Annotated in this window: 1 protein-coding gene; it reads right to left on the bottom strand. The window is 67.3% G+C overall.

Translation table 11 applies throughout. From position 1 onward, the window contains the following. Positions 1–392, bottom strand: a 392-nt coding sequence (locus EAO76_RS40655) for an RtcB family protein (protein WP_262376169.1), incomplete at both ends; no start/stop codon positions are given.

The following is a 392-nucleotide window of genomic DNA, read 5'->3' as shown; positions in this document are numbered from 1 at the left end:
TCCTTGCCGATGTTCCGGGAACCGGAGTGCAGCATCAGCCAGCGCCCAGAACAGGTCGTTGCGGTAGGCCGCCATCTGCGGGGTGTCCGTCCGAGCGTCCCCATCTGCTTGGTCGCCCGCTCCAGGCGGAACTTCACCGCTTCGGCGACCCCGTCGAACCGCCCCCAGAAGTCGTCCCACGATGTTCCGGGAACCGGAGTGCAGCATCAGCCAGACCGAACCGGTCGTGTCCGTGCAGATCTCGACGAAGTGGTTGCCCGCTCCGAGCGTCCCCATCTGCTTCGCGGCACGCTCCCGGCGGAACTTGACCGCGTCGGCGATCCCGTCGAACCGTCCCCAGAAGTCGTCCCACCCCGCGGTGACGAGTCCGTGCACGTCACCGGGCTGATGAC

The sequence above is a fragment of the Streptomyces sp. sk2.1 genome, assembly GCF_008120935.1.
Lineage (GTDB): Bacteria > Actinomycetota > Actinomycetes > Streptomycetales > Streptomycetaceae > Streptomyces.
The sequence above is the reverse complement of the archived record's forward strand: the minus strand, read 5'-3'. Positions and strand labels throughout refer to the sequence as shown.